At 48.8% G+C, this 23852-nt stretch carries 21 protein-coding genes, 1 tRNA gene and 1 pseudogene; 7 read left to right on the forward strand and 16 right to left on the reverse strand.

Annotated features, from left to right (window positions below):
• The first annotated feature begins 15 nt into the window (after window positions 1-15).
• From GX364_06105 to GX364_06115, 3 genes are all read left to right on the forward strand, one after another.
• On the forward strand, window positions 16-768 hold the full coding sequence (locus GX364_06105; GenBank protein ID NLI70416.1) for a zinc ribbon domain-containing protein: 753 nt from the start codon (window positions 16-18) through the stop codon (window positions 766-768).
• Between the two features lie 176 nt (window positions 769-944).
• Window positions 945-1418, forward strand: coding sequence for a hypothetical protein (locus GX364_06110; protein ID NLI70417.1), 474 nt, complete (start codon window positions 945-947; stop codon window positions 1416-1418).
• Between the two features lie 94 nt (window positions 1419-1512).
• Entirely contained in the window at window positions 1513-1713 is a 201-nt protein-coding gene (locus GX364_06115; GenBank protein ID NLI70418.1) for a hypothetical protein, read from the forward strand.
• Between the two features lie 139 nt (window positions 1714-1852).
• On the opposite strand, the gene GX364_06120 is transcribed toward GX364_06115, so the two are convergent.
• The 3 genes from GX364_06120 to GX364_06130 all read right to left on the reverse strand — a co-directional run bounded on the left by GX364_06120 (window position 1853) and on the right by GX364_06130 (window position 4535).
• On the reverse strand, window positions 1853-2434 hold the full coding sequence (locus tag GX364_06120; GenBank protein NLI70419.1) for an MGMT family protein: 582 nt from the start codon (window positions 2432-2434) through the stop codon (window positions 1853-1855).
• A 68-nt stretch (window positions 2435-2502) separates the two neighbouring features.
• Complete coding sequence (locus GX364_06125; GenBank protein ID NLI70420.1) at window positions 2503-2919, reverse strand: gamma-glutamylcyclotransferase; 417 nt, start codon at window positions 2917-2919, stop codon at window positions 2503-2505.
• Between the two features lie 404 nt (window positions 2920-3323).
• Complete coding sequence (locus GX364_06130; protein ID NLI70421.1) at window positions 3324-4535, reverse strand: iron-containing alcohol dehydrogenase; 1212 nt, start codon at window positions 4533-4535, stop codon at window positions 3324-3326.
• 442 nt (window positions 4536-4977) lie between these two features.
• Between GX364_06130 and GX364_06135 the strand changes: the two genes are divergently transcribed.
• The 3 genes from GX364_06135 to GX364_06145 all read left to right on the forward strand — a co-directional run bounded on the left by GX364_06135 (window position 4978) and on the right by GX364_06145 (window position 7686).
• On the forward strand, window positions 4978-5304 hold the full coding sequence (locus GX364_06135) for a hypothetical protein (protein ID NLI70422.1): 327 nt from the start codon (window positions 4978-4980) through the stop codon (window positions 5302-5304).
• Between the two features lie 329 nt (window positions 5305-5633).
• Window positions 5634-6242 carry a sigma-70 family RNA polymerase sigma factor gene (locus tag GX364_06140; GenBank protein ID NLI70423.1) on the forward strand — a complete coding sequence of 203 codons (609 nt, stop codon included), beginning with the start codon at window positions 5634-5636 and terminating at the stop codon, window positions 6240-6242.
• Window positions 6235-7686: a hypothetical protein gene (locus GX364_06145; GenBank protein ID NLI70424.1), complete on the forward strand. Its 1452-nt coding sequence runs from the start codon at window positions 6235-6237 to the stop codon at window positions 7684-7686. Before GX364_06140 ends, GX364_06145 begins: the two co-directional genes overlap by 8 nt.
• A gap of 714 nt (window positions 7687-8400) precedes the next feature.
• Here GX364_06145 and GX364_06150 read toward each other — a convergent pair.
• The 13 genes and pseudogenes from GX364_06150 to GX364_06210 form a co-directional block, all read right to left on the reverse strand.
• Entirely contained in the window at window positions 8401-9477 is a 1077-nt protein-coding gene (locus GX364_06150) for a hypothetical protein (GenBank protein NLI70425.1), read from the reverse strand.
• Window positions 9478-9643: 166 nt separating this feature from the next.
• Window positions 9644-10255 (reverse strand): hypothetical protein, encoded by a 612-nt coding sequence (locus GX364_06155; GenBank protein ID NLI70426.1) that lies wholly within the window; start codon window positions 10253-10255, stop codon window positions 9644-9646.
• 240 nt (window positions 10256-10495) lie between these two features.
• Window positions 10496-11416: pseudogene (locus GX364_06160) on the reverse strand (recombinase).
• A 340-nt stretch (window positions 11417-11756) separates the two neighbouring features.
• Window positions 11757-12068, reverse strand: coding sequence for a hypothetical protein (locus tag GX364_06165; GenBank protein NLI70427.1), 312 nt, complete (start codon window positions 12066-12068; stop codon window positions 11757-11759).
• Window positions 12069-12559: 491 nt separating this feature from the next.
• Window positions 12560-14383, reverse strand: a complete 1824-nt coding sequence (locus GX364_06170; GenBank protein ID NLI70428.1) for a DUF262 domain-containing protein — start codon at window positions 14381-14383, stop codon at window positions 12560-12562.
• Between the two features lie 438 nt (window positions 14384-14821).
• Window positions 14822-14897 (reverse strand) — tRNA-Ala (locus GX364_06175).
• A gap of 119 nt (window positions 14898-15016) precedes the next feature.
• On the reverse strand, window positions 15017-15826 hold the full coding sequence (locus tag GX364_06180) for an HAD-IIA family hydrolase (GenBank protein NLI70429.1): 810 nt from the start codon (window positions 15824-15826) through the stop codon (window positions 15017-15019).
• Window positions 15808-16638, reverse strand: a complete 831-nt coding sequence (locus tag GX364_06185; GenBank protein NLI70430.1) for a glycerophosphodiester phosphodiesterase — start codon at window positions 16636-16638, stop codon at window positions 15808-15810. The genes GX364_06180 and GX364_06185 overlap by 19 nt, the downstream gene beginning before the upstream one ends.
• Window positions 16635-18074 carry an MFS transporter gene (locus GX364_06190; protein NLI70431.1) on the reverse strand — a complete coding sequence of 480 codons (1440 nt, stop codon included), beginning with the start codon at window positions 18072-18074 and terminating at the stop codon, window positions 16635-16637. Before GX364_06190 ends, GX364_06185 begins: the two co-directional genes overlap by 4 nt.
• A gap of 433 nt (window positions 18075-18507) precedes the next feature.
• Window positions 18508-19890, reverse strand: a complete 1383-nt coding sequence (locus tag GX364_06195; protein NLI70432.1) for a glucose-6-phosphate isomerase — start codon at window positions 19888-19890, stop codon at window positions 18508-18510.
• A gap of 331 nt (window positions 19891-20221) precedes the next feature.
• Complete coding sequence (locus GX364_06200; GenBank protein NLI70433.1) at window positions 20222-20596, reverse strand: DUF1667 domain-containing protein; 375 nt, start codon at window positions 20594-20596, stop codon at window positions 20222-20224.
• Window positions 20593-21864, reverse strand: coding sequence for an FAD-dependent oxidoreductase (locus GX364_06205; GenBank protein NLI70434.1), 1272 nt, complete (start codon window positions 21862-21864; stop codon window positions 20593-20595). Before GX364_06205 ends, GX364_06200 begins: the two co-directional genes overlap by 4 nt.
• The gene (locus GX364_06210; protein ID NLI70435.1) at window positions 21861-23321 is read right to left on the reverse strand and encodes an NAD(P)/FAD-dependent oxidoreductase; all 1461 of its coding nucleotides are present in this window, start codon (window positions 23319-23321) and stop codon (window positions 21861-21863) included. The genes GX364_06205 and GX364_06210 overlap by 4 nt, the downstream gene beginning before the upstream one ends.
• Window positions 23322-23572: 251 nt before the next feature.
• Here GX364_06210 and GX364_06215 point away from each other — a divergent pair, with 251 nt between their 5' ends.
• A complete protein-coding gene (locus GX364_06215) occupies window positions 23573-23710 on the forward strand; it encodes a hypothetical protein (GenBank protein NLI70436.1) in 138 nt (45 codons plus the stop codon).
• The last annotated feature ends 142 nt before the right edge of the window (window positions 23711-23852 follow it).

A 23852-nucleotide genomic window follows, 5' to 3' on the forward strand; every position in this document is an offset into this window, starting at 1 on the left:
CAAGGAGAGAAAAACATGTACTGTCGTCATTGTGGTGCCAGACTGCCGCCGGAATACAAATTTTGCCCGGCCTGCGGCAAGGAAACCGCGGCCCGGCTTGACAACCCGGAAACGGGGCCAACCGACGTCCCCGTTCCTCCTCCGCCATCTCGATCTGACGAATCGGTTTCAGCGTATGAAGTGCAGGCGCAGGTGAACCCGACAGATGATAATTTGCCGGGAAGAATCGATTGGACCATCTCGGTGCCGATCTTCCGCAATCCACTTATCATGAAACAGCTGGGATTGGCTATCGGGATTCCGGCGGCCCTGGTGGTGATTTTGCTGCTCTTTCTGACAGGCCGGGATATCTACACCTTCTATGCCATGGGGCTTATCGTCGCGCTTCTCTTCTTTACCTGGCTCTTCATCACGCTGGTTTACCGGGGCAGATACGATGCTGAATTTGTCCTTGATGGAAAAGGGGCACTCTGCCAGACACAATCCGGACAGGCCCAAAAAAACCGGATTGTCAACACACTTGCGGTTCTGTTTGGCTTCCTTTCCGGCAAACCTGCCACGGCCGGCGCGGGGATGCTGGCAGCAGCCAGGCAAAGGGTGCTTCTGAGGTGGGAACGCCTGACAAAAATAAAATACTATCCTCGCAGTCATATCATCTTGCTGCGAAGCGGCCTGATGGAAAATATCGCTCTGTTCTGCACCCGTGACAACTACCCCATGGTCGAGCAATTTGTGCTGGAAAAGACAAAACATTTGAGAACCGATTGAATGGGAACTGATAGTAGTTTCGGCAAGGATCGATTCATTTTTTGTAAAGTATATCTCGCCTCGACAGAATAGCCGCCGATGCAGGAAGGCGAAATTTCCTGTAACAAAATGTTGGAATATCGCCCTGAATGACTGTATAAAGAAATCTGTGATCCTGTAAAGTGATGAAAGCTAAATTGGGCAGAGGCCCGCAGAAATTTACCCATCATCGGGACAAAGGAAAGGAAGAATATCTCATCAGCAAACCCATTGCCTACCTGCTGCTACTTTTTCTTGTACCGGCTGTGTTCCTGCCGGGTTGCAAGGATCCGGGCAACAAAGAATATTTTGCGGAATATCCGGAGGAATTGCTAGGTTCGTTTGCCGGCCCGGCCGGAACCCTGTATTTTTACCCGGACGAAAAAGTTCTGGTAAATCTGTCAGATGAATACCTGTATCTTCTGGAAGGAAAAGAAAACAATCAGATTTACGGATACGTATTTATCAGGGGCAATGAGAAAACGTTTTATTACGAAAGTGAGGCTTTCTATCTCCATGATGGTAAAGACACCTTTGCCATGATAAATTCTACCGCCGATAAAGATAAGATTATTTTCATTCTTGGAAACGGGGAAAAAGCATTATTTGAGCGTCGATCCGACCAACGGTAGCAACAGGGGCACGACAGAGCCAATCGAAAAAAAGAAAATGGATGGGATCAAAATGTATTTCGCAAGGCAAAAAAACAGATTGATATGGGTCTGAGTGCTGTGTTTTTCACTGGTGGCCATACTGGCCTTGGCAGGCTGCAACAGGGAGGGAAAGCAGAGCAGTCCCGGGGAGCAGGGCGACATTCCGGGGGCCGAGAAGACGGAAGACCGGGTATACGGGATCGGCGAAGCAGCCCGAACCGATAAACTGGAAATTACGGTTACCGATCAAATGAAAACCAGATGGAGAAGATAAACAACGAGTGCTGCTACGCCATGGCAACATTCCATAACAGGATAGCTATCGCATCGGTATCGCCAGCGGGCTTTACACCGGCTGAAAGAATGGGGCTTGCCCGGCCTGGCAACAAATATCAGTCCAGTGATTCAGGTCTTTATTCCTGGCAACATTTTTTTCTGGAGCAAACATAATTTCCCCGCAATCTGGATAGGTCGTGCCCTTCCCGGGTCAACAGTTTTTCCCTCAAATAACCCGCCCCGCTTCTGCATATCCCCAGGCCCCTTCGTGGAAGGACCCTGTAGGTAGGCAAAAAGTAAGAAACAGGGTTCCGGGCAATGGCATTCCCCACTGCCTGAGCTGCCCCGGGCTTTCCAAGCATGTCGGCAATACCTTTGTAGGTGGTGATCTGCCCGGGCTCCAAACTACCAACGATTTCAAAAACGTCTTGCTGGAACTTTGTAAAAGATGTCAGGTCAAGGGGCATCTCATGCTTGCCTGTCATCAAAAAGTTGCGGGTTTCCTTTATAATTAATTTTTCAATATGGCCCCGAGCTTGTTTTTCATCGAAAGCCTTCAAATCTATACAATGAAAACCAGGTTTCCTTTTCAAAGATAGACTTTTTAAACCGATAGTGGAAGCCGTGAAACAGAGAGTTTCCGTCTCCAGAAAATTGATCATTTCTTCCAAGTTCATCGCCGCATGAAATCTTCCTTTCCCGGCAGGTAACAGCCACATTCAATGCCTATTATCCCCCTTTAAACAAACCTTAACACGAAGGCGTTCATGAGGAACAAAGTTCTGCATCACCTTTTACAGCTTTCCTTTAAAGCCTGGAGCAACGGCTGGGAATTCAGCCCCCAATCCCGATAACCCTTCTCTATAATCTGGTAGTATTCCGTGCTCGGTTCCCCACACCCCTTGGTAGTCATCACATAAATAAACGCCCGGTGGGATTTACCGAGGTCATCTTCTACCACCACATCCAACCTGTCGTAGGTGTTGGGATACCCTTCGTAGAGATCAAGAGATTCAATGTCCTTTTGAGAAACGGAATAAAGCGCACCCCAAACTTCCGAACCTTCGTCTTCCAGGACGTCGGCCACCCGATTGAAGTTCAGCCGATAACCTTCAAGCCTGGCCTTGGTCACCGGTATAGAATCTGGACAACGATTTTTCATCTGCTCCCGATAGAGATTGCTGCCGTAAGCAAAGTAATACACAAAATAACCCCCTTCAGTTAACCCGGGTTTTGTAAACCACTACGACTTTTAAGATTTAAAAAAACCTTAAAACAACCGCCCCAAGACCTTATGACTTGCGACACAACAAGCTGGCCCTAGTAGTGTCCGGTATACTGGTGTAAATTCAGGTTGCAGTTTTGTAGGGGATAGCAGGAAAGACCACCGTCCCTCTGGTAACAAGAACTTGTACCCAAAACAACCAAACCGGAAACAACCCGCCCGATTTCCGTGTATGGAAAATAAAACCCGGTGGTTGAGATTCCCTGCGCGCCCGAAAAGGTGCCCCCTTGAGCAAAAGCACCTCTTCCCGGTGGTGTCTTCTGCCCCCGTTCTGTTCAACGGGTACGTAAAACCGGCAGCGGCTATCGCTTGCTGCCGTTTTCTCAGGCCATGATCTGGCTGATGACATCCTTGATATCCTGCTCATTAAATATCTTCGGGACGGGATACCAGGGATTGCCCTCTTTAAGCGCCCAGGCAACCATCTGCGGGATATCTTCACGCCGGATCATATCAAATTTTTCCGGTATATCCATGGCCCGGTTGAGCCTTTTTATCTCTTCAATGAACGCCTGCGCTTTTTCCGCCTCGCTCTTGCCGTCCAGATCCAGTCCGACTGCCTCCGCCAGACGCGCCAGCTGCGGATAGATCGCCGAACCGTTGTGCTCCAGCACATAGGGTAGTATCACTGCATTGGCCAGCCCGTGGGGCACATTATAGAGACCGCCCAGAGTATGGGCGATGCAATGGGCATAGTTCAGGCCGCTCCGGGTAAGAGCATAGCCGGCATAGTACGAGGCCAGCAGCATATTCTGGCGGGCATCCAGATTCTGACCATCGTGGTAGGCCTTTTCGACATTAGCCGCGATCAGCTTGACCGCATCCGTGGACATCTTCCGGCACTTCTTTGAAGCCCCCCGGGCAATATAGGATTCCACTGCATGGGTCATCGCATCCATCGCCGTAGCCGCAGTTATCGCCGGCGGCAGACTTACCGTCAGCTCAGGATCAAGAACCGCCACCAGGGGGATGAGGTTTAGATCGTTGACCGTATATTTGTGCTTTGTCCGGCGGTCAATAACCACCGCGCCGAAGGTAGCCTCGGAGCCCGTACCCGCGGTGGTAGGCACTACAAACAGGGGCGGCAGCTTGCGGAGCACTTTGAAGAAACCGCCCATCCTTCCAACCGATTTGTTCGGCCTGACGATGCGGGCCCCCACCATCTTGGCCGTATCCATGGATGAACCGCCGCCAAAACCGATGAGCCCCTGGCAACCTTTCTTGATATAAAGCGCTCTGGCTTTCTCAATATTGTCAATGGAGGGGTTCTCCTCCACCCCGTCGTAAATAGTATACTTGATTCCCTCTTCCCCGATAGCATCCAGCAGCCCCTGCGGCAGTTTCAGCTCCATGAGCACCTTGTCGGTGATCACCAACACATTGTCTAAATCATATTTTTTGATTACCTTGGGCAGGTTGCGGATACTGCCTTCACCGATCAACAGCTCCGGCTCACGCCAGCCTAATAATTTAGATGCATTAACACTGGCAAACTGAAAAATACGATACCACAATTTTTTGAATGTCCAGATCATGGGCGCCCCACCTCCACGCGGTATTTTGGGAATATAAATTGTATACCCCTGAAATTATTATAACGATTTTGTGCCTAATATGCCAACAGGACGCATCCACAGACGGTGTCAACCTACTTTGGGAAAAAAGAGAGAACCCCGTAATTATCAACATACTTTTTTGCCTGGCGAGTTTGACGGTACGAGTATTTTCTTACAGGGATACTCACCTTCCCGAAATGGGCATAAAAAAAGGACGATTGCCCGTCCAAATTAATTCTTAAGCATTGTTTGCCCCGACGAGTTTTATTCGTTTTTATGCTTTACAGAATAATCTATAAACCACCATGCCGTTTTAGTAGTGTCCGCTATACTGGTGTAAATTCAGGGGGCAGTTTTGCAGGGGGTGGCAGGGAACAGGAAAGATCACCGTCTTGGTTAAAAGACAGAGGGACAGGGGGAATTGAAAAGGTGCCAGACCCATTTTAAACGTAATATCCTGGACAACTGCCCCAAACGGCTACAGGGCGAACCGAAGCCCAAGCCAAAGCTGCTTTTTGATGCATCGGATTCGGTCACCGCTCGGAAGCTGTTGAACAGCATCCTGGCTGATTTCAGCGAGAAAGCATCAAAGACCATGGCTTGCCTTGAAAACGGATTTGACGATGCTACTGTGATAATGGCTTTGCCTGAAATATACAGGCAGCGGCTGCGCAGCACCAACATTTTGGAGCGATTGAATCAAGAAGTGCACCGGCGGGAAAGGGTGGTCCGTATGCTCCCCAACTAGAATCACAGGGATAATAGCATGAAATGAGACCCTCGCGTTCATAAAACTCTATATTTGTCCGCTCCATTCCAGGCGGTTGTCAATCTCCTTTATAGGCATAGCGCCGCGCCCTCCCTACTCTTTGTTTCACTTTAATGATAAACTGTAAACATCGTTTACAGTCAAGTTTTCTTGAATCGCCCTGTCCTCACCCGGTTGAAATTATGGTTTAACCTTGGGACACTCTGCAGGGGCCTCATGCCGCCGGTGAGAAATCCATTCCAGCCGACGTAGTAATAGATAGAGGGCTCTCTGGTTTAAAGATCCGGTAACAGTGGAGGTTTTTAAAGATGACGGAGAAAGAGCTGGAACGCCGCCTGCGCCAAGACCAAAACGATCCGCAAATCCTGGAAAGAATTATTGATCTTTATGGCTCACTGGTCTACCGCTTGGTGGCACGTATTTTAGCCGGTTGCGGGGACGAACGCGATATTGAAGAATGTTGTAGCGATACCTACTTGGAGTTGCTGCGTAAACGAGAGGAATTTAACCCGAACCGCTCCGGGCTGCGCACCTGGATACTGATGCTGGCCCGTTATCGGGCCCTTGATTATAGACGGCGTTTTAAACGCAAGAACAACCCGGCCGGTGAGAACGTAGCGGTAGATGATGTCTTGATAACCGGTGAGCCCGGACTCACCGATTCGATAACTCCGGAAAAGATCGTGTTGGAACAGGAAAAACGGGAGCAGATTGCCTCTGCCTTGGCCACCCTCCCGCCCTCCGCACGAGAGATACTTTACCGACGCTATTATCTGGAACAAAGCATTGAAGCCATTGCCATTTCCTGCGGCATCTCCCGCGGAGCGGTTGATAGCCGGCTCTGGCGAGCCCGCCGTCATTTAAAACAGCGGTTGCTGGATGATTATGAGAACAAGGTGGTGTCCCCCCATGAATAGGGTTAGAAGTGAAGATAGAGTCCTGGATCAGTTTCTAGAAGCAATCGGTCTGCCTGATGACTTTTCCGAGACCGTGCTAGCCCGTGAAGTGGAGCCCACAGCGGAGACACTGCAACGGATCAAAAAACAAACCTTGGCCCGGGTGCCGCAGGCTCCCCACCGCCGTCGGCGGCCCCTGTTTAAAAGAACCCCTTCGGCCCTGACGGCGGCGGTGATTCTCCTCTTCACAGCCACCCTGGCCATGGCCTGGGTGGGCCCGGAACGGGTCTGGGCCGGTGTGCAGAGGATATTAACCCTGGTTCCCGGGTTTGGCCTGGTCGACAAGGAAGAGCAGGATGAATGGGTTTTATTTGCCCGCCAAAAGGTGAGAGTAGAGGGGGAAGGCGGTTTCGTGGAGGTATCCGGTCTTCTGGCCAACCCCCATTACACCGGCCTGCAGCTCTATATTGAGGGGCTGCCCGGGTATGTTTCCCATCCCGAACCGCAGGTAGAGAAGAAAGTGGAGGAGAAGAAACGGCAAGCAGACCATGACGCCCGTTGGGAAAGTTATCTTCATCTCTACCTCCTTGATGATGCGGGCACCCGCTATGATTTGCCACCAGATGCTCCCCGCTTTCTAGGCGGTAGCGGTGCGGGTAACCAGGCCTGGTTACAGTTTCCGCCCCTTGATCGTGCCACCCGCCAGGTTACCCTGGTGGTGCCCCTGGAGGGGGGGGAGACATTGAGGGCAGAAGTCCCCCTGACCATCCTCGAAGATGAGGCCGATTGGAATAGCTGCGGTACTTCTTCCACAGAAAAAGATATTACCGTATCAGCCGCCGCTTTTGATTATACCAGTATCTGGATCGCCATCAGCGTGCACCTGAATGACCGGAAGGGGAGAGTGGTGGAACTTGGCCGATATTTCCCGGGTCTGCCGGCGGATCAACCGCTGACCCTGACCGGGCCCGGTGGCCGACAGTACAGCCCCCAGCTACGCGGGCAGGGCGGGATGACCCAAAATTATTTTGAACTCTTCTTTGAGGGGCTGGAAGACGGGGAAAATCAGGTGCAGCTAACAGTACCGCTTTTGCAGATTAGGGAGAAGGCCTCGGCTAAAGTTAAGGTTGGTGTTCCCGTGAGCAGCTCCCAGGAAGATCTGGATCTGGCGGTGACCCTTGGCCGATTTGATTTAAAACTGACCCGGGCAGAAAAAATCTGCTACGGTGATCAGGACTATCTACGTATTTACGTAGACCTGGGTCCCGCCGGCACGGAGACCCTGGAGGAATTTACCCTTGACGGTAATCAAAGCTGGGGATGTACCTTTGATCAGGAAACCGGGCGGATGCGGTACCTGGAGATCCCCATGAAAGGGAACCCCTCCCGGGTTACCCTTACCTTGGCCGATCCGGTCTACAGTGTGATCGGCCCCTGGGTCCTCGATTTACCTGTGCAGCGCTAAGCTGGGGAACACAGAGGGACGAACCCCGTGATCGCTAACTTTGAACTGATAATGATAGAGGTAATAGGAGCCCGCCCCGTTTTGGGGTGGGCTTTTTGGTGGCAGTGTCTTTGCTTTCGATTTTCGACATAATTTTGCTTCCTTTTTCTTTTGAAAAAACATCAGCCATATAAATCAGCCCAACACATATCGATTAACATGATAATTCGGTGTAAAATCCTTTTGACTTGCAAGAGTACATCCTTTTATTTGCGATTCTCCCAAATTGTATCATGTTCCCGAACCCTGCCATCAAAAAAATACCGCCATACCATTTAACGATACCTACTTTTAACGATTACCTTAAACCCCTTAAGGGGGGTGTGCATTTTTTCCATCAGCCGACATCCTAAACGTATTAAAACCCTAAACGCAGCCGTCCCCAAAACAAAAACAAGAGCTTTCAAGGTTACCCTCATAACCTAAAAAGCTCTTATCCCACGTGCTTTCAAGCCCCTTCAACAACAAAAGACCCGCCGTTGTCGGCAGGCCTTCTTGTATCAATCTCGCTTACTTGATCTGTCTATAGCAACCCGGATTGATACAATTTAACTATATCATATTTATTCGTATCGCAGGGGTGTGCAACTTTTTAATCTAGGCACATGCCAAACATCCCTTAAGTTTGAGTTATTATAAAAGCAACTTACGGAAAAATCCATTTTCTTCGCAAAGCTATTTGTTAATTAAATCCTTAATGCCCATTTTTATTCTTTGTAAAAACCGCATATTCCGTTTTAGTATTTCTAAATCTTTTTTTACAACTTGGCATTTTTCATCAAGAGCAATCCCGATATTTGTAAGGCTATCACTATATTCCCGCATTTTCTTTACTGAACTGTTTGTATAGCAAATTAATTGTTGTATGTGCATCTTAATACTGTCAAACTCTTTTTGGTAATTGCTAATGCCTAATTCAATATCTTGAAAATAATCCAGAGAATGCATCTGTACAATTCTTATATTGTCCTGTTTGTTAATACTCTTTCTGTGCTGCATATCCACAATACCTATGAATGATTTTAACTTTTGAAGATTATCTTTTAAAGCTACACATTGCTCCTTTAGTCGGGACATTTTCGATAGTATTAGTTCTTTTTCATTTTTTCTTTTTGTAACAATCTGCATAATCGTGGAAACAACCACATCAAACTCTGAATCAGTAAAATATCCATAAGTGACTGTATGCTTAATTTCCCTATTACCTTGAAAAGAGTAAGATATTACCTTACGGCCAACCTTTACTATTTCTCCAAACCCCAAAATTATTGGCATGAGATCGGCATATATTTCATCGTTTGCTTTTGGATGTCGCACTGATTTTAACAGAACATGGGAAAGCTCATGGGCAATTATTGTAACAAAGGTTTCTGGCTTTTCAAGACAATTCTCACTAACACGGATATTTATTAAATTGTTGTTAAAGTCTTTGCTACCGTACAGCGGCATGTTTTCCGGAATTATAACTTGGGCTGTTATACTCTCTATCCCCCGACCAGTTGCATCTGTTCTAGCCAATTGACTACTTTTAAAAGCAGTACCGCTACTTGAGGAATATCCCTTGGAAACATAGGAAATGTCGACTTTAATTGACATGCCCATCTTCATCGCAACAGCCTTTACGTATTTTCCAACATCGGATTTCTTAAATGAAAAAGGAATATTTAGTGAAACATTTTCTGAAACACCAAAGATACTTATCAATTCGTGGATTGCATTTTGAATGTATTTATCTCTTTCATCGAGGAACATTAGCACCACCCCTTGCATCCACCTTAGTACAACCATGGGGCAAATCATTATTCCACAGATCAATTCCTTATCTCATATATCGATCATTGTTAAACTGAAATAAGCCTAGGTTCAAACTAGTTTTTGTCTCCTAATTACCAATGATTTTTGATCAGAGGTTAAAACCCTATTTTCTGCATAATATAGGCCAACCGTTAAATACCCTCCACCCTTGCTCAACTGCCACTCTTAAAAGTTTGTCATCCTGTACTTGGTCTAAAACTTTTTTACATTCTGACACCGGCAAATCTTGCTCAACTGCCACTCTTAAAAGTTTGTCATCCTGTACTTGGTCTAAAACTTTTTTACATTCTGACACCGGCAAATAAGAAAATACCCATCCATGGTCATGAAGACTTTCATAATTTGATAAGCCCAGGCAGGAGGTTCCCCCAGATCCGTTTTCATGTTCCCTTGCCCTAGCCCTTAGATCTTTTGCCTCCCCATTGTATACTACATAACACTCTTTCCCATGCTGTCTTATGGCAATGCGATGTTTAAGCAATTCTGAAGAAGAATTGATGGTTTCCGGAATATTTATGTGTTTCTTATTCTCAGTTTTTGGAGGACCCACGGAACACAACTTACAAATTGGGGTGTTTGTAATGATTCGATACCAACCGGCTCCCGTGGGAATGTTTTTTCGCCATGACTCATCATTAAAATTTATCTGAACATTATCTGAATCCCTGTCTATTTTTTCGACAATCCATTTCATTATGCAATTTATGTTTTTCATAACTGGCCTCCTTATTTCTAGGTAATATTAATCTTCAGACTGCAGGTATAGTGGCATTTCTGCAGGGCGGGTTGTTTGCTTCGCTGAAACCATCTTTTGGGTTCCACTTCTTCCACATTTCCCCCTTGCTGGAATCATTTGCCCCCTTTCCAAAAGGTTAACTATTCTAAACCCCCTTGTCAACCGCAAGAACATCTTTCCAAGTATATTGCCCACAAACGCTCCGAACCCTTTCCACTATTATCGTCCCATTTTAAACGTGAGCCGCACATCATACTTCAGGCGGTATTCCTTTTGGCTTTGCGCCACATGAGCATTTTCATTAACAGTTTTTTGAATCGTTTCTGCAACCACTGCCAACTCACCCTTAAGGTCCTCATGTTTCCTATCAAGAGCTGGGATGTCAAAAAGCGATTGTTCTACAATTTTTAATCCGGCAATAATCTCATCCCTATCAGAAAGCAGCCCATTCACCGCTTTCACAAACAGCCCCTTGATGGTTTCCTCACTCAGATGCGGCGTTTTACACTTATCTTTATTTTTGAACTTGTTATTGCACTGATAAACAACCCTGCGGTATTTACTATTGCTGTGCCAAACCTTGGCCCCGTAAAAACCACCACACTCGCCGCAAATAATCCGGCTAGCAAATATACCATTTCCACTATACCGTTGTTTGCTTTTCTTTCTTCTTTCAAATTCTTTTTGCACCATATAAAAACCTCCGGCTCGATAATAGCCGGATGGGAGTTTTCTACATAATATCGGGGAATCTCGCCCTCGTTAACCTTTTTCCTTTTAGTAAAAAGTCCACTGTAAATGTCTTTTGCAGTATGGCATTGCCGGCATATTTTTCGTTTTGCAAAATACTTTTCACAGTGCCTTGAAGCCATCTATCCTTTCCTCCAGGTGACAAAACACCCTCTGCGGTAAGTGTTTGGCAATAGTATGGGGTGTTGAGCCTTCAAGAAACATCCTGTATATTAACCTTACAATAACAGCTTCTTCTTCATTGATCTCCGGCAGACCATCTTCACCCTTGTCATAGCCCAGAAAGCGACTGTAAGGTAAACTAATCTTCCCATCAGCAAATCTTTTTCTCTGACCCCAGGTAACATTCTCAGATATTGAGCGGCTTTCTTCTCGAGCAAGACTGGACATAATAGTGATTAGAAGTTCACCTTTAGAATCCAGTGTCCAGATATTTTTTCTTTGGGCTGCCCTTTGCTAACAAGGAAAAAAGATAATTACAAATTAAGTTGACATTGAGAATATGCGTAATGTGGTGTAGAATTTTGATGAAGGCAATTCACCTGTGATAGCAGGTAGTTCCATTTTACAACTAACAGGGTATCCGGATACTACCGGTTCCGTTTTACGCATAAACTGGGATACACATTCCTAACATCGGCTCAACGCAACTAAAATTACCTAAACGCCAAGTTTAGTAAATGAGGTATGGGCTTCTAAGAAACTTTCTGTTTTTTGATTGTAGAAAAGTTTAGCATCGGTAATTACCTTTGCCACCGGTAAAAACAGTCAGTTGCAAGGTAATATCCTGGCCACCAATGGTTAACTTTGCCTCCCCCCAATCAAATTCGCAAACTTCCCCCAGCATGTAACGCTGCCTGATGAAGGCTTCCCTGCGCTTTCTTTCCGCCTCCCTGGTGAAGTTACAAATGGTTGGATAGCTGATGTCAAATCCATCCCTGATCAAGGCTTCATGGATATCTATTTTCTTTTTTTGCTGTTTTGAGCGGCCCGTGGCCCGTTTCATTTCATTTTCCTTTAAGTAATCTAGAACCTTTTCCATAATCTCCGGGGTTAGTTTTGTTTTTTACGGTTACTGCTGTCATAAGTGGGGTTTTCTACTATGCTTTGAATCAATTCCTCCCCCGATGAATTCTGGCTGCCAAATAGAGCCACCCTCTTGGCTTCGTATTCCTTGATGTACTTCCTGATGGTCTTACGACAAATACCAGTTTCTCGGTGGAGCGTTCGCTGGGATTTTCCATCATTGTGTCATACATAGGAAATCATAGTTTATGGTGAAGGAATTTTTAATTATTATCCTGGGGCACTTTTTGATTAGCAGAAACAGTTGCTTTGGGGTTCGTCGGCAACTACGCCCCTTGTGGACTTTCACCACAGATTGACGGCATGCCCATCATACAAACAAGCCGGGCAATTCGCTTTGAACCACCCGGCCTGCTTCTAGGTTGCTGGTTATTTGTCAGACAATGGTGGGATACCCTTCTACCCCTTCGCTAACCTGAACGACACAGTTACACCACCCCTGGTTTCCTACTCCACTTCGATATCCTCGTAATCTACAAAAACACCTTCTTCAATCTGTTCTACACCCCTTGGGATAGGCTTTTCCATGGCTTTTTCGATTCTTTGTAGTATTTTTTCCTTGCGATCCGTAAAAAAACTTTTAAAGTCGTCAGTATATAGAAATTCGTGTGCCAGAACATGGGATCTTAATATATTTTGAAACTCCTCATCATTTACTCCGGCGTGTTTTTGTATTCTTGTTAAATATTTACTCGGAGCTTCGCCACTTACTATACGATTAGTACGGCTTGATAGGGGAGTTTTGTTAATAATGCAATTGTAATCATCTTTACTGATGCCGTTTTTCCTGCACCAAGCCACGGGAAAAATGTGATGAATATCGATAGACTCAGAAAAATAGGTGCTAATATCAATCTTTGTAGCCGAAAGCCAGTCTTTAGTTTCGTCATCCATGAGCAAAGCATAAATGCCTTTGTAAGCAGCACTGTTTCTTGTTCTTAAGGTATGCAATCGAGACGGGGAAAAATTTGCATCATAAATTGTTTTCGGCCTGGCCCCTCCTTTCTCAATCCACTCGACTACCTGGTGTAAATCAAGGGCAAAACGGGTTTCGTTTGCTGAACCATAAAGTTCGCCTAAAACCCCACACCAGAACCATTGCATTAATTTCTTCTTATTGCCCATATTATCAATCCTGTTCCCGAATACAGCCAAGATTGCCGACATCGGTACTAATTGGGCATTATAGGGTAAATCACGTGCGGTATATATATGATGTTCAAAAAGTATTTTTGCGGCCTTTATAAAACCCTGCACTATCGAATCCCTATGTTCTAAATAATCTTTAATCGATAGGTCAAGCATATCTTTTCTTTTACATCTAACAGCGGGCAAACCCTCAACTGGAACATCTGCCCGTAAAGAAGCCAACCTTTTTTCATATGTGGTGAGCAATGTAATGGCTTGAATAATGTCCGTATTACTAACCTTGGCAAGTAACTTATGTTCCGCAAATTCCTTTTTGATTTTTTGCCAATCTTTTTTTAGCTCAAAATCATCAGCGGCAAAGGTAGCTGTTAATAATTCAAAAATATCTAAGGGTACCCCACCGGTGTTGACCTTCTCAAAAACTTGGCAAACTGCCTCCTTGGGGTTATCCTTTTTCATTACTATAACCGGGAGCATATATTTATTGAAACTGTTAATAACCTTACTCTCAAAATTATCCCAGAATATGGATTTATCCCTATCATGCCGCCAGTATTCATTGAAGCCCCGTCTCCAAGTACTATAATCGTTAATCATACAAACAGGATACATAAGGTTTTTATACTCAAAATCTCTCTCTGATAAATCGAGGACAATAGTTCGCCCAAAATCTTCCCTGATTTGTTTGTTTTCATTAAGCGAAATAATCGCCTCTTCAAGATCATAATTTTCATCCATAGCCTTTGCCATATCAATATAATACCAGCGCTTGATTTCGTAGTTTTTCTCATTCCGGGTGGTGACCACCTCATAGGTTGCAATTGTTTGATAAAGTGAGGTAATCCTCTGTTGCCCATCAAGGATAAGCAAATCTGGCTCTACATCGCTATTGAGGTTTACACCTTCCACAGGTTTTGATTTAAACCTCAAATTTTCATTCCCTGTTTCCAGAAACATAACGGCACCGATGGGAAATGATTTTGCAACACTAGCAAGAATCCCCTTAATACGCTCATCGTCCCAAATCCAGCCCCTTTGGAAATCGGGCAGTTGTATTTTCCCTTCATGGGTATCTCTTAGTATTTCAAACAAACTCCTTTTAGTAGAATCGAATGTTTCCAAATGTGTCACCACCTTTCCTATACTCTTATCTTCCCAGCATTCCTTTTTGAAATAGTTCTATAAATTTCCCTTTATTACCTTCTTAACGGGCTATAACTTTATATAAAAACGCTTTGTTCGTTCTTAAAATGGGCATCCACTTTAGAAGAACTATTAAAAGGAATATAAAGATGTTACCTTTTTTACACTTTTTAACAATACCTATACTTTTAACGATTACCCTAAATTACTCCCTAGTGGTGTGTGCATATTCCCTGCAACCGATATCCTCCACATATAAAACCCCAACCAAATCTTCCCCCAAAAGAAAAATAAGGGCTTTCAAGGTCATCTTTATAACCCCCAAAGCCCTTATTTTATGCGTTTCTAAGCACTTTCTACAATGCAAACCTGCCATATCCGTCAAACTAAAATTGTATCAATCTCGGTTACTTGATATGGTGGACGTGAGGGGATTCGAACCCCTGACCTTTCGGATGCGAACCGAACGCTCTCCCAGCTGAGCTACACGCCCACACGGCAGATTTACTCTTCAATTATATCATCCCCGGGTGGCCTTTTTCAAGAAGTTGTTTGCCCCGGCAGGCAACGGCGGCCCTTGCCACCCTGCCCCCTTCACCAATCCATTTCAGCTCAAAGCAATGCCTGATAGAGCTGCCGGACAGAGTCAAATACATAGTCGGGCCTGTCCACTGCATCGGCAACATCTTCACGGGTGGATTCCCCGGAGAGGACCAGGATGGAAGTTATGTTGCCTTTCCTGCCCAGCCGTATATCCGTATAGAGCCGATCCCCGATGATCGCCATCCGGCCTCTATCAACACCCCGGGTATGCCGGAAATATTCAATTACCTGCGGGTTCGGCTTGCCCACTACCTCCGCCGGCGGAATATCCGTGGCCGCCCTGACAAAGGCAATGATCGCACCGCAATCGGGCATGTAGATTCCATCACCAAGGGGGCAGTTCAGGTCGGGATGGGTGGCAATGTAGGGCACCCCATCCCTCACAAGGCGGCACACGTCAAAAAGTTTGTTGTAATGCAGGGTGGTGTCAAAGCCGATGACCACATAATCGGGGCGGGATCCCTCCCGGTAATCATGAATGAGGTTGAATCCGGCCCGGGAAAGTTCCCGTTCGAATTGTTCCGTGCCCACGGGGTAGAGAACCGCTCCGGGATCGGTCTTCCCCAGATGGTAAATGAGCAGATCGGTGGAGGTTACCAGCTCTTCCCCGGTGGCCTCTATCCCCAGGCCACCGAGTTTTTTCAGGTAGGCCTCCGATCCCCGGGAGGAGTTGTTGGTCAGAAAACAGTATCTCTTGCCCTGCTCTTTGAGGAGATGCAAAAAATCCCGGGAACCATCGATCAGGCGATCGCCCAGGTAAATGGTGCCATCCATGTCCAGCAGAAAAAATTCGATCTCTTTCAATTCAATTGCGGGCATTCTTTTCTTTCACCCCGCTCTGCATCCTTGAACAAAAACAGCCCCCGTTTCGACTTTGCAAGCACTTTCCTGATCCTGCCGGGGTAATCGGTGATGACTCCATCCACTCCCATCTGCATCATCCTGTTCAGATCCTCCTCCGCGTTGACCGTCCAGGGAATAACCCGGCAGCCGAGCATGCGGGCCTGCTCCATGTATTTTCTGTTCACCAGACGGTGATGGGGATGCAATACGGCGGGCCTGACCATATCTGCAAAGCTTCCCCTTTGCAGCAAGGAAGGGACTAGCGGAAAATGCAGCAGCCCGACGGGAATGTGGGGATCCGTTTTCCTCGTTCTGACCAGGGCAAAAGGGTTGAATGAGGAGACCACAACACGTTTGTACAGGTCATGGCGGGCCACCACAGCCGCGACGGCATCGGCGGTCTCCATGTTTGCACCTACCAGGCTCGTCTTGATTTCTATCATGATGAAAGCCTTCCGCCCCAGAGCCTCGATGACTTCCTGAAGGGTGGGGATGCGCGTTCCCGCAAATTGCCGGGAAAAATAAGAGCCGGCATCCAGCGACTTCAACTGCTCCAGGGTGCGCCTCGCCGCCAGCCCCCGTCCGTCCGTGGTTCTTGACAGGGTGTAGTCATGGATGATGATCAGAGCCTTGTCACGGCTCAGGGTGACATCCAGTTCTATCCCGTCAGCACCCCTTTCCAGTGCAGTCAAAAATGACGGGATGGTATTCTCGGGTGCTTCCCGCGGTGAACCGCGGTGCCCGAGGATCATCATTTTCCCCGGGCGATTGTTTTCCCTGAACATCAAGATTCCGGTCCCTTCTCCCCGCTCTTGCCGGAAGTGTCTCCGGACAACGCAGCGATTTTCTGTTCGTGCTCTTTCAGACTGGAGAGCACCTTCTCTTCCGGATAGCGGACAAAGAAGAAAAGGCCGATAAGCGCACAGATCGAGACCACGAGCAAGCTCAACTGTACCCCCAGCGGTTCCGCAACATCCTTGCCGTACTTGGATATCAAGAACCCGAAGGTAAGGCCCGAGAGGGCTATGACAATTTTCAGGGGAAGCGCCCGGGCCCCGTAGAACATGGCCTCCCTTCTGACCCCCGTCCGCAAGGCATCTTCCCTGGCGATGTCGGAAGTCGTGGAGTAAACCAGGGAAGAGAGGGCCGCCAGGGGAAACCCGCAGAGAACAAACAGGGCCAGGCAGACATAGACCAACGTTTCGTTCATCATGAAACTGAGTATGAAAAAGAGCATCATGGCCGCTGAAAAGAAAGCAACCGAAAACACGATCACCTTTTTCTTCCCTATCTTCTTGCCGAGGTAGCTGACAAAAGGAAAGCTGATCATGGAACCCAGCAAAGCCGCACCGGCAATGTAGGTCATGAAATCCTGATCCTTCTTAAAGATGACCACGGCATAGTACATCATCCCCAGGGTGACAATATTGACGCAGAACATAAGAAATAGTTCCCCGGTCAGGAAGGTCACAAAGTGCTTGACGCCAAAAGTCCTTTTCAGGGACTCGATGATACCCGTGTCCACGGGTTCAACGGGCAAGCAGTGTTTTTTCTCATCGTAAGAAAGAAGTGAGATATATCCCGCAATGCAAGCAATGGCCGCAAAGCCCAGTGCCGCCCACTGGTAAGATTCCCGGATCCCGACTCCCCTGCTCTGCAGATAGGTGACGATGGGCGTGAAGGCAACGGTAACCAGCGCCACACCCAGCAACCCCAGTATGGCTATGAATGTATTCATGTTGATGCGCGTGGATTCATCCTGGCCCAATTCGGACACGAGGGCCAGAAAAGGGTTGGCATATGCCGTGAAAGCGATGTAGAAGATCGACATCACGATACCAAACCAGATCCCGTTGATGATGTTCTCGCTGCTGTTGAAAGGGGGGAAGAATATCAGGGCCGCAGCCAGGGCCATCGGCAGGGCACTGATCAATTTGAACACCTTGCGCCGCCCCAACCTGGAAGTGCTGCGGTCACTGAGTGAAGCCACAACGGGGTCGGCCAGGGCATCAAAGACACGTCCCACAACCATGACCAGACCGAAGATGGTCAGAATCCCCCAGAATGTCTGTCCGGGGAAAAGCTCGGGCAGTCCATATTCCTTGGGCGGTAGATAGTAGAATGCCGCGTAGAGAAGAATCATCCTCTCGGTAAGATTGAAGGAAAGACTGCCGACCGAATACAATATCTGCCTGGGTAAAGTAAAAGGTGCCAGTTTCTTCATTCAACGATCCCTCTTTTCCGGTTGAATTGTTATTTTGTCCGCATCCGGGGAACAGGCGCCCGGAGAAATGCCAATGTTGCAATTCAATTATAGAGTTCTGAAATATGAATGGACACAGACTACAGATTATCAGGCTTCTCTATTTAGATTCGCACATTTTATGCCGTTTTCCTGCATGGGAGAATAAAGATCTCCTCAAGGGCCAGTCTCCTCCACCTTCCTGTCATTGCCATGGCAGCAAACAAAACTCCGTGGAAAGGATGTTTCCATGGTTACTGTTGCAAAAATCCTATTCTTGCCCCTCGAACAAATTGAATTGTAACCGGATGGGCACCGGAGGTAGTCGGGGTAATCGAAGGTAACCGGAGGCAGCCGGAGGCAGTCATGCCGCCGGTCAGTTTTCAGCGAATTTTTCAGAACCGGTTTGGATATCTCAGGGACGGCCCAGAAGGGCAAACATCCTCTTCTTGTAAGCCTCCACACCCGGCTGGTCGAAAGGATTGACACCCAGAAGATACCCGCTTATCGCGCAGGCCTTCTCGAAGAAATAGACCATCTGCCCGTAATGATACGGGGTCATCCCGCCGATTTTGACCATGAGATTGGGAACACCCCCGGCACTGTGGGCCTGCATCGTGGCCAGGCGGATCTTCTCATTGATGTCGGAGAAAGAACGGCCGGCCAGATAATTCAGCCTGTCTTTATCTTCGTCGGCCTCCGGAACGACCATATCCGCGGCCGCCTCCCCCATCCATATCGTGGTTGCGAAGAGATCCCGCCGCCCTTCCTGAAGGTACTGTCCCATGGAATGAAGATCCGTGGAAAAATTCAAGGTGGCAGGAAAGATTCCCTTGCCATCTTTCCCCTCGCTTTCACCGAACAGCTGTTTCCACCACTCGCCAAAATAATAGAGAGAGGGCTCGTAGTTGACCAGTATTTCGGTGGTCTTGCCCTGTTCATGAAGGAGGTTTCTTGCGGCTGCATACTGATAAGCGGGGTTTGCATCCAGATCAACATTGGCACACAGGCGACGGCAATCCTCTGCCCCCTCCATGACCCGGTCGATGTCGATCCCCCCCACGGCCATGGGCAGCAACCCCACCGCGGTCAGGACCGAAAACCTACCCCCCACATCATCGGGCACCACAAATGTTTCGAATCCCTCCCCGGCAGCCATCTCCCGCAAGATACCTTTTTCCCTGTCGGTAGTGGCAACAATGCGCTCGCGCACTCCCCTCCGGCCATATCTCTCCTCGATTACCTTGCGAAAAACACGGAAGGCCAGTGCAGGCTCCAGCGTCGTCCCTGATTTGGAGACCACGTTGACAGCTATATCCCTGTCCCGCAGCAGATCCAGCAGGTGCGTCAGATACGTACCGCTGACATGATGGCCGGCAAAAAAGACCATCGGAGTTTTTCTCTGCCGGGAGGGCAGATGATGATAAAATGTATGTTTTAGCGCCTCCAGAGCTGAACGGGCACCCAGGTACGAGCCGCCAATGCCGATTACGATCAGAACTTCGGCGATATGGCCGATCCTTGCAGCCACATCCTTGATGCGGGCAAATTCCCGGCGATCGTAATCCCCGGGCAGGTCAAGCCACCCCGTGAACTCGTTGCCCGGCCCCCGGCGACCGTGAAGAAGCGTATGCGCTTTCTCGACCCGGGGCCTGGCCTTCTCCATCTGTTCCGGGGTTAAAAAGCCTTCCGCCATCGAGTAATCAAAACTGATGTTTTTGTTTTCCACTTTTACCTTGACCTCCGTTGCCCTGTGGTAGTCCAGAAGATGCTCCGCGGCCCTGCCCAGAAACAGCATCTCTTCATATATAATATACTATCTTTTTCCTCTTTATAATAAAATAATCGGCCAACCACGATTACCATTTCTCCAGGGGCAATGATCACGCCTCCATCAAACCACACCTGCCCGCACGGGTGGCGAAAAAATGTCCGGAATAAAAAAAAGAACCCCATGAAAAAAGGGATGGCATGATGAGATGGCAGAAACAACTCCCTGCCGCATATCAAAAAATATATATGAAAATTGACCAATGGCAACCCCCGCGCCTGCTGACTTTCCCCTGTTTTTCGGCAGGGGGCCCCGTTTCCATCCTCTACCTGCCATAAAAATGCCCCCGCCGCAACTCTCAGCCGGCCTCTGCCATGCTTCTCGAGGCAACGATGTCCGTCCCCGTGCCCAGAACGTTCTTGATGATCACATCCCCCACCTTGACAGGCGCAGTTACCCTGACCTTGTTTATCTCCTTCATACAATCAAAAATCATATCCTTGGGGATGGGGTGGTTCGTCCTGACGGGAAGCAGCCCCAGAGCTGCCCCCGTGATGGGCACGGTGGAACATATATTCCTGCGCGGATCGCGCATCTCCTCGATCCCGTATTTGATTCCCCGCTTGCAGGTGTGCCCTTCCACGGTGTAACCGCCTTCAGCCTCCCTGTTCTCCTCGACCAGCAACTTGCATCCTACCGGACAGACGATGCAGATGATCTCCTTCTTGCTCATTCTTCCGGCACCTCCTCGACCTCCACGGAGAGAACAGAAACGTCCTTCAGCATGTCGGCCCGCAGGGGCATCATCTCCATCTCGCCGGGATAGATACGGATACCTTTCCTGGTCTTCAATATCCTCCCGTCTCCCTTCAGGATCAACCTCGCCTTCTTGTACATTCTGTCCACCCTGAACATGAGATCGATGCTCTCCCCGATCTTTGCCACATCGATGGTATGCGGCACAATATATTTTATACCGCGTTCCGGTCTGACCGTTATCTTCCGGCCGCCAGGTTCCCGCTCTCCGGATCCGGCCCTAACATAATCAGCTGCCGCCCGCCCCGCTATCCGGCTTTCCTCGGTTACAAAGTCAACGATGTCATGAACGTGGAGAACATTCCCGCAGGCAAAGATACCCTCGACGCTTGTCTCCCGGGACTCACTCACCACCGGCCCCCTGGACCCCCGATCCATCATCACGCCCGCCTTCAGGGAAAGTTCATTCTCCGGTATGAGCCCCACCGAAAGCAGAAGCGTGTCACATTCCATGAATTCCTCCGTACCGGGCAGGGGCCTCTCCCTGTCATCAAGCTTGACCACCGTCACCCCTTCGACCCGTTCTTCCCCGGAAACGCTCGTTATCGTATGCTTCAACAGCAGGGGGATATTGTAATCGTGGAGGCACTGCACCACATTCCTGGTCAGCCCGCCCGGGTACGGCTTGCGCGCCATGATCGCCTTCACCTCGGCACCTTCAAGCGCCAGCCGGCGGGCCATGATCAGCCCTATGTCGCCGGTACCCATGATAACCACCTTCTTGCCGACCATGTACCCCTCGATATTGATCAATTTCTGCGCGGCCCCCGCGGAGAAGATGCCCGCGGGTCTTGAACCCGGAAGGCCGATGGCCCCCCTTGTATTTTCACGGCACCCCATCGCCAGGATGATCGCCCTGGCTTTGATTGTCCTGAACCCATCCACGGGATTGACAAAGGAAACCTCTTTTTGCGGGGAGATATCCAGAACCATCGTGTCCGTCTTGCAAGGTATGGCCAACGCCTTTGCCTCGTCAATGAATCTTTCGGCATACTCCGGACCGGTCAATTCTTCCTTGAAGATGTGCAGTCCGAAACCATAATGGATACACTGTTGCAGTATCCCCCCCAGCTCGCTCTCCCTCTCCAGGATGAGGATGTCGTCGACACCGCTCCTTCTGGCCTCTATTGCCGCCGCAAGCCCCGCGGGGCCACCGCCAATAACGATGATCTCGTGATCGGTCATCGTCTTCCCTCCTCGGGTATCCCCTTTTTTGTGGTTCCGGTCAGTACCCGGGAATCCTTGCCCTTCTTGACCACATCCAGAACGCTTATCTGCAGCTCGCGCGAGAGAATCTCCATGGTCCGGGAACTGCAGAAACCTCCCTGGCAGCGGCCCATCCCCGGCCTGACCCGCCGTTTGATCCCATCCAGGGAAGTGGCCCCCGCTTTTCTTCTGATCGCATCCACGATCTCCCCCTCGGTGACCTGCTCACAGCGGCAGACGATCCTTCCGTAGAGCGGATCCTTTTTTATCAGAGCCGCCTTCTCCTCGGGGCTCAGGGCGCTGAACCTGATCACCTTCCGGCGCCGGGGGTTGAAGTCCTCCTTCTCCTCCAGCCCGCCGGTGATCTCTTTCATGATCTCCACGATATGAAGGGCGATGGCCGGAGCCGAAGTCAGCCCCGGGGATTCGATGCCGGCCACATTGATGAACCCTTTGACCCGGTCGGAGGCACCGATGATAAAATCGCCGCCATCCGGGGTAGCCCTCAAACCCGTGAATTGTGTGATACATTGATTGAATGGAATGCGCGAACATGTTTTCGCCGCCTCCGCCCTGACATAATCAAGCCGGGCACGGGTAGTGGCGAAATTTGTCTTCTCATCGACATCCTCGGAATCCGGGCCCACGAGGAGGTTGCCATGCACGGTGGGCAGAACGAGCACCCCCTTGCCCATCTTACCGGGGCACTGAAAGATGGGCATGCTCACCAGGTTGCCCGCGGTCTTGTCCAGCACAAAATACTGCCCCCGGCGTGGGGTTATCCTGAAATCGGACTCGGTGACCATCCCGTAGATCTCATCGGCATGCAGCCCGGCACAATTGATTATATACCGAGTCTTGAAAACACCATCGTTGGTGATAACCTTGAATTCATCCCCAATTTTCTGTATATCTTCAACCTGCCGATTAAGGAAAAGTTGAGCCCCGTTCTCCAGGGCATTTTCGGTGAGAGCCACGGTCAATTCAAAGGGGCAAACTATGCCACAGTCCGGAGCCAGGAGCGCCCCGACCACCGTGTCATTGAGGTTGGGCTCAAGTTCTGCAACCTCCTCCGCATCGAGGATGCGGAGCCGCTTGACCCCGTTGGCCATACCGCGATCGTAGAGGTCCTGCAGAACTTGCAATTCTTCATCATTGAAAGCAACAACCATGGATCCCGTTCTCTTGAAAGGCACATCCAGTTCCTCGGAAAGCCGATCGAACAGGGGGTTGCCGAGAACATTGAATCTGGCCTTCAATGTTCCGGGTACGGGGTCGTAACCGCAGTGCACTATGGCACTGTTCGCCTTGGTCGTCCCCTCGGCCACATCATTGTTTTTTTCCAGAATGGCGATCTTGAGCTTGTATCTTGATAATTCTCTTGCCACGGAGGCACCCGATATACCCGCGCCGATCACAATTACATCATAGAGCATGGCTGCAATCACCTTTCCTGCCTCGATGCAGGGGGGAGAAAGCGGAATATTTATCTCCCGGGAGATCCCATCTTCAAGGCTTCGGGAATGAAGGAGCAATCCTACAGATCGAGGAATTTTTCAACAATTATGACCAATTTAACGACATCCAACACAGGTTTCTCAAAAATAATTATAACAACCCTCAAATCCAGTGTCAATTGATACAACGCGGTGCAGACCCCCTACCGGGGAGCCGTGGGGGGGCCAACTTGAAAAACGTCTTCACCGCCATGACCACCAACTTGCCTATCATCATCCCTGCCATGGAAGTAAATGAACTCCGGCAGAAAAATTACTGTTTGTTGTTGAAAAACTCTGGTTCCTGTTCCGGTATCAAGAAGAAATAGTTTCCGTTTGCCGTGGTGCGGGTAACGCGTGGAAATTCAGAGGAAGCCCTGTTTATGCAAGTCTTCCACTCTTGGATAGCTTTCAGGTACTGAAGAAAATGGTTTTTTCCCGATCGAAAGGAAAAATGAAGGGATTTTACTC

This window comes from Bacillota bacterium, from assembly GCA_012518215.1.
Lineage (GTDB): Bacteria > Bacillota > Dethiobacteria > DTU022 > PWGO01 > JAAYSV01.

Bases quoted from the DNA above. Each gene is read 5' to 3' on its own strand.
- GX364_06105 (NLI70416.1), top strand. From the start codon at position 16: ATGTACTGTCGTCATTGTGGTGCCAGACTGCCGCCGGAATACAAATTT.
- GX364_06120 (NLI70419.1), bottom strand. From the start codon at position 2,434: ATGTGGCTGTTACCTGCCGGGAAAGGAAGATTTCATGCGGCGATGAAC.
- GX364_06130 (NLI70421.1), bottom strand. From the start codon at position 4,535: ATGATCTGGACATTCAAAAAATTGTGGTATCGTATTTTTCAGTTTGCC.
- GX364_06140 (NLI70423.1), top strand. From the start codon at position 5,634: ATGACGGAGAAAGAGCTGGAACGCCGCCTGCGCCAAGACCAAAACGAT.
- GX364_06145 (NLI70424.1), top strand. From the start codon at position 6,235: ATGAATAGGGTTAGAAGTGAAGATAGAGTCCTGGATCAGTTTCTAGAA.
- GX364_06150 (NLI70425.1), bottom strand. From the start codon at position 9,477: ATGTTCCTCGATGAAAGAGATAAATACATTCAAAATGCAATCCACGAA.
- GX364_06155 (NLI70426.1), bottom strand. From the start codon at position 10,255: ATGAAAAACATAAATTGCATAATGAAATGGATTGTCGAAAAAATAGAC.
- GX364_06165 (NLI70427.1), bottom strand. From the start codon at position 12,068: ATGGAAAAGGTTCTAGATTACTTAAAGGAAAATGAAATGAAACGGGCC.
- GX364_06180 (NLI70429.1), bottom strand. From the start codon at position 15,826: ATGCCCGCAATTGAATTGAAAGAGATCGAATTTTTTCTGCTGGACATG.
- GX364_06190 (NLI70431.1), bottom strand. From the start codon at position 18,074: ATGAAGAAACTGGCACCTTTTACTTTACCCAGGCAGATATTGTATTCG.
- GX364_06195 (NLI70432.1), bottom strand. From the start codon at position 19,890: ATGCTGTTTCTGGGCAGGGCCGCGGAGCATCTTCTGGACTACCACAGG.
- GX364_06200 (NLI70433.1), bottom strand. From the start codon at position 20,596: ATGAGCAAGAAGGAGATCATCTGCATCGTCTGTCCGGTAGGATGCAAG.
- GX364_06205 (NLI70434.1), bottom strand. From the start codon at position 21,864: ATGACCGATCACGAGATCATCGTTATTGGCGGTGGCCCCGCGGGGCTT.
- GX364_06210 (NLI70435.1), bottom strand. From the start codon at position 23,321: ATGCTCTATGATGTAATTGTGATCGGCGCGGGTATATCGGGTGCCTCC.